The sequence below is a fragment of the Lysobacter sp. P5_B9 genome (assembly GCF_054049835.1).
In genome coordinates, this window is the sequence record NZ_JBFULP010000013.1 from 1 (window position 1) to 5,160 (window position 5,160).

At 56.3% G+C, this 5,160-nt stretch carries 6 protein-coding genes and 1 pseudogene; all 7 read left to right on the forward strand.

The genetic code is table 11. The features are described 5' to 3' along the window. Positions 1-61 precede the first annotated feature (61 nt). Positions 62-343 carry a hypothetical protein gene (locus ACXJJ9_RS16545; protein WP_457098184.1) on the forward strand — a complete coding sequence of 94 codons (282 nt, stop codon included), beginning with the start codon at positions 62-64 and terminating at the stop codon, positions 341-343. Positions 344-413: 70 nt separating this feature from the next. Next, positions 414-899 (forward strand): energy transducer TonB, encoded by a 486-nt coding sequence (locus tag ACXJJ9_RS16550; RefSeq protein WP_457098185.1) that lies wholly within the window; start codon positions 414-416, stop codon positions 897-899. Between the two features lie 62 nt (positions 900-961). Beyond that, complete coding sequence (locus ACXJJ9_RS16555; RefSeq protein WP_457098186.1) at positions 962-1,417, forward strand: hypothetical protein; 456 nt, start codon at positions 962-964, stop codon at positions 1,415-1,417. 32 nt (positions 1,418-1,449) lie between these two features. Beyond that, complete coding sequence (locus ACXJJ9_RS16560; protein WP_457098187.1) at positions 1,450-2,250, forward strand: hypothetical protein; 801 nt, start codon at positions 1,450-1,452, stop codon at positions 2,248-2,250. Between the two features lie 1,128 nt (positions 2,251-3,378). After that, positions 3,379-3,705 (forward strand): putative signal transducing protein, encoded by a 327-nt coding sequence (locus ACXJJ9_RS16565; RefSeq protein WP_457098188.1) that lies wholly within the window; start codon positions 3,379-3,381, stop codon positions 3,703-3,705. Positions 3,706-3,772: 67 nt separating this feature from the next. Continuing rightward, positions 3,773-4,108 carry a hypothetical protein gene (locus tag ACXJJ9_RS16570; protein ID WP_457098189.1) on the forward strand — a complete coding sequence of 112 codons (336 nt, stop codon included), beginning with the start codon at positions 3,773-3,775 and terminating at the stop codon, positions 4,106-4,108. A gap of 822 nt (positions 4,109-4,930) precedes the next feature. Next, a pseudogene (locus ACXJJ9_RS16575) lies at positions 4,931-5,160 on the forward strand (hypothetical protein); the annotation flags it as partial.

The following is a 5,160-nucleotide window of genomic DNA, read 5'->3' on the forward strand; positions in this document are numbered from 1 at the left end:
GCCGCTTCGGCCGCTTCGCGGCTCGGCTTAATTCAGGCGTTAGCGCTACATAGGAACTTGCATGCCCAACTATCAGTACCAACCCTATTATCAGTACAACGGTCAAACCCATTCCCAACCTTTGCGCGACGAACTTTCTCCCGAGGAGGCTGGCCGGCGTCTCGATCTTTTCTTTGCAGAGATCGGAAGCTACTTCGAGGATGTCGGTGCGGTGATTGAACCTGTGGACACTGGCATCATTTCGATAACCGCAGAGGTCACTCAGGCTGACTGCGACGCGAGGGTCAAGAAGTGCCTCAACAGCCTTGATCTCTTCGCCAGAAAGATCACGGGCGCGCGCTAACAATTCATTCAAGCCGAAGCCGCTTCGCGGCTCGGCTTAATTCGGGCGTTAGGCCTATGGGGAAACAGCCATGCGGTTTGTAGCAGCAATTCTTATGCTTTCTCTGGCATTCGCTTTACCCAGTTTCGCTTGCGAAAAGCCAGCTAGCTCTGGCGGCGAGTCATCTGAGTCCGTTCTGGCCAGGACAGTCTTCAACCGCATCACACCTGAGGGCCTCGAGACCGATGCCGCCGCAAAGAAGGCCTACGGCTGCCGCTACATATTTGCTGATGTGTCTGGCGGCATGGAGCGCGCCAGACCCACAGCCGGCGGCCTACCTAAGGCGCCAATCGGAGCTGACGGGCGGCCCAAGGCGGGCAAGGTCCTTGTTGCGTACATCATCACTGTCGAGGGGGTCGCCGCAGATCCGGTGGTGATCGAAAGTACTGACAGTCAACTGACGGACGCTGCCCTAGAGGCCATGCAGGCTTGGCGATTTCAGCCTGCTTCCTTCAATGGCCGGGCTGTCGCATCGTTGGCAGCTCAAGAGTTTCCCTTTGCGGCAACCGGGCCATAGGCCTAACAATTCATTCAAGCCGAAGCCGCTTCGCGGCTCGGCTTAATTCAGGCGTTAGAGCCATGGAAAACTTTGGTCGCTATCTGACGTACTCATTACTGGCCTCACTGGCGGCTTTGCCGGTCGGCTGTATTGCCACTGGTTTCGCGTTCGGCCTTTGGGCCTTCTTCACTCCTCCCAGTAATGCAATGGAGCTCTGGTCCAGCCTTACGATCGGCTTTGTTGTGGCAATTGCGGCTTCGCTCACGGGCCTTGTCCCGGCTCTCGTCTACGGAGCCCCTGCCTATGCCGTGCTTGCCTTCTATAAGCGCAATAACCTGGTTACTGCCGCACTAGTCGGCGCACTTCCCAGCGCTGTCTTGTGGGCCATCTCATCGGAGTGGGTGGACCTTTTCCTCATTTTTGGCGTGCCAGTGGCCTGCACCGCCCACCTCTTTGTGAGAGCCCGCGTCCGGCAGTTGGCTGGCCATGGCTCTAACAATTCATTCAAGCCGAAGCCGCTTCGCGGCTCGGCTTAATTCAGGCGTTAGGGCGCACTCCGGAGGCTCTCGTGATCCGAACCATCAAAAGAACTCTCTGGATCGCCGTACTGGCTTTGAGTCCATTTTGTTGCGTTGCTCAGGTCAGTCCGACTGAAGCGCAAACCCTTCCGCTACGCGCACTAGCTAAGAAAGTGCTCGGCACGGCAGGCTCTCTGATGATCGATGTAGATCGACCCACGTGGGGAGAAAGGAGTTGGCGTATGCCACCTTCTACCCCGTGGCCACCCTCTGGGCCTCCGCCGCTCCATGACTTGCGATTTTTTGGCCGCGGCGTGGTCACTGGATCCCAATTCGGCATGTGCGGATCTGATTGGGTCACAGTGCACTTTGAGGAGAGCGGAGAGATCGAGTCGCTTCAAGCGGAGCGCCACTATGGTGTAGAGGGTCCTATCTATCGTGCGCCTGGTCACTGGACGTATGAAGAGTCGGAAAGAATCTGCAGCTCAGTCAAAACCACCAAGACTTATTTTCCAGCGCCCGACGCGCAGTCCGCTCTGGAAATTGCGTTATATCTTGACGCCATTGGTGATCGCGGCCCATTTGCACACCAAAGCTTTGCTTTTTCATGCACCGGCATTTGCCGCAACGATCGTGCGCTGTTGCGTGAGCTTCGCTTAGGCAACATCGATGAAGCCCGTCAAATCGATTGTGTTCCAACAAAGGTCAAGCTGCCTTCATGTTTTGAGCTAACCGTCGGCGACAACAAAATTGGGCCATATCCCAAGACGTTTAGGGTGTACGGATCAAATTACATGAACAAGGTGATCATTACTGCCGTTAGCGTTGATGTCGGGTCCACCCTTGAGTAGCGTACGCCCTAACAATTCATTCAAGCCGAAGCCGCTTCGCGGCTCGGCTTAATTCAGGCGTTAGGTGCCATATGAGAGTTCCACGAGACTTCTTTGCCAGAGACTGGATCGTTCAGGAGTCCATCTGCGAGAACACTTGGTGTGGTAACTGCGCCGAGGCGGACATCGGCCTTCTCAACCCCGTCGAGTACGAGGAGGATGGTCACATCTTCGTTGAGGGTGCCTGTGCCAGATGCCGCGGCAAGATTGTCACGGAGATCAAGGAGTCCCGCGCTTATGAGTAGCGCTTCGGAAACCCGGCTGGCACCTAACAATTCATTCAAGCCGAAGCCGCTTCGCGGCTCGGCTTAATTCAGGCGTTAGGCCCGCATGGCACGTAATCTCTACTGTTGGCGCTGTGACATGGTTCTTCCAATGCTTGAGGACCATGAGTGGGAGGTTGTTGCGCCTTTGCTCAGAGATAGCCTTTCCGAGCTGCAACGGTACCGCCAGGAGCATGACGTTTCTCTCGCTGAGGCTAAGGACCAGATACTCGGCCTGGCCGCTCTGGACAAGTACCGCGAGCTAACCGGATTCAACGAGACAAATATCAAGCCCTCTGGCACCATCACGTTAGTCTTTATGGCCCTCCGTGCACTTCTTGTGGCAAGCCTTTGCGCACTCCAAAGGCAAGTTTTTGCGCTGCTTGTGGCACGGTGCGGGCCTAACAATTCATTCAAGCCGAAGCCGCTTCGCGGCTCGGCTTAATTCAGGCGTTAGGCCTCAGATGACCATCCGCGATCTACTGGCAAGGACTCAACGCAACTTCATCGTCACGATCTTTCTAGCGTGGCTGGCTGGATTCATGGCCATGGTCACACGCGCGCAGTTGGCCCTTTTGGCTGCCTGCGCCTCGCTCGCCATCATGCTCGCTGCGTTCGTCTACTTGTACCGGTCAGCTCGTTGCCCGCGTTGTGCCGCTAAGCTCTGGCTGTTGCTGTACAAACTAGTTCCACTAGGTCCGTCTCGGCCACAGCTCAACCACTGTCCGTCCTGCGGGATCTCGGTCAGTGAATCGGCTGAGGCCTAACAATTCATTCAAGCCGAAGCCGCTTCGCGGCTCGGCTTAATTCAGGCGTTAGGCCTCATATGAAGCTTCTCTGCTCATCTACCAGCATCAGCTTCGTCCACTCTCTTCGGATCGCCCTTGAGGGAGAAGGCATAGAAACCTTCTGCTCGGACTCGGACAGGGTTTTTTCTGGTTTCGCTGGCCCTATGCTTGGGAGCGCTTCTCGGCTGTACGTTCTTCACGAGGAAGACTGGCAAAGGGCCACGGAATTGCTGGACACGATGGCGGAGCCCGAGGTCGCACCATCCAAGGCCAAGGTAAAGAAAGTGGTCCCGCGTTGGGTGTCACCACTCTTGGTAGTTCTAGTCTCGGCTTTTGTTGTGGCGGTCTTGGCGGCCTCGCAATGAGGCCTAACACTTCATCCAAGCCGAAGCCGCTTCGCGGCTCGGCTTAATTCAGGCGTTAGGCATCGCAATGAGCACCTCGGCTATCGAGCAAATCACTTACGAAAGTGGTTGGGGCGTCTTCTTTGACGTAAAGCACCATGGCACGCTTTACTGCTTTTGCATTCACCTGGAAACGCTGGCCACGCCGGGGCTGCGCCATAGAACTAAGCGCACTTTTCCTGAGGTCTTCGAGGCCAACACTGACACTATGCTGCGGGTCGCTGAGCTATTGATAAGCTCTGGTCGGCTAGAGTCAGAGGCAAATATTGGGGGCACTGAGATCCTTGCTTCGCACATCGGCGAGGTCACGGGTGCGATGCCTAACAATTCATTCAAGCCGAAGCCGCTTCGCGGCTCGGCTTAATTCAGGCGTTAGAGGGCGCGTGAAGATAATCGCAACCATGTTACTGCTCATCGGGCTTACGTCGTGCGCTCATGAGGTCGTAGCACCGACAGCTAGCGGGCTTTCCGGGCGCTGGTACTCTAGCCATGCGATAAACAAAACCGACTACCGACTGGATGATTGTCTTTATCTTCCTGACGGCACGTTTACGTGTGCCGTTGATGATCATGGCTGCTCCGGGGCCTTCTGTGAGGCCGAGTCGTTTACGTTCGCTGGCACTTGGGCGGTCCAAGGCACTCGTTTGACGCGACAGTGCACCACCGACTTCTGCTCCAAGAGTCCGAAGACCTGGATTATCGAGCGACTAGACCGTAAGACCTTGTTACTCTCCGGCGGGGAGAGCTGGTTTAGGAGCAAGCGCAAGCGCGACAAGAACCTCGCGGGCGCCCTCTAACAATTCATTCAAGCCGAAGCCGCTTCGCGGCTCGGCTTAATTCAGGCGTTAGGCCCCGCATGCGAATCCTCGCTATTGCAATATTTCTACTCGGTGGCCTGATGTTCTTTTGGGGCACCCCTCGCTATGTGAGTCATCTAGCGGCAACCCGGCCGCATGCGGAGAACGCAGCTACCGGCCAAACCATCAAGATGTCCATCAAAGGCGCGGATGCTGTATTTATAAGTTCCGACGACAGATTCTGGTATTTCACGCTAGAACTTAGTGGCCTCGTCATGGTGGTGGCTGGCGTGCTACTCGCTCGCCGCCCCTATCGATCGGGCGGGGCCTAACAATTCATTCAAGCCGAAGCCGCTGCGGCTCGGCTTAATTCAGGCGTTAGGCCCCACATGAATCTTCTCCTGCTCCTGTTTGCTCTCACGGCAACACCCCAGCCCCAGCTTCCTCAGGACGTTGAGGCGTTTGTCGTAGAGCGAGATGCTTGCGATCATTTTCGCGGCGAACCAACCGAAGGGGATTCGCCGGACCAGGTGGAGCGCCGCGCGTTTGTTGAAGAGAGCTTGGAGATCTACTGCTCCGGCACGGACCGTAGATTGGCCGCGCTCAAGAGACGCTACTC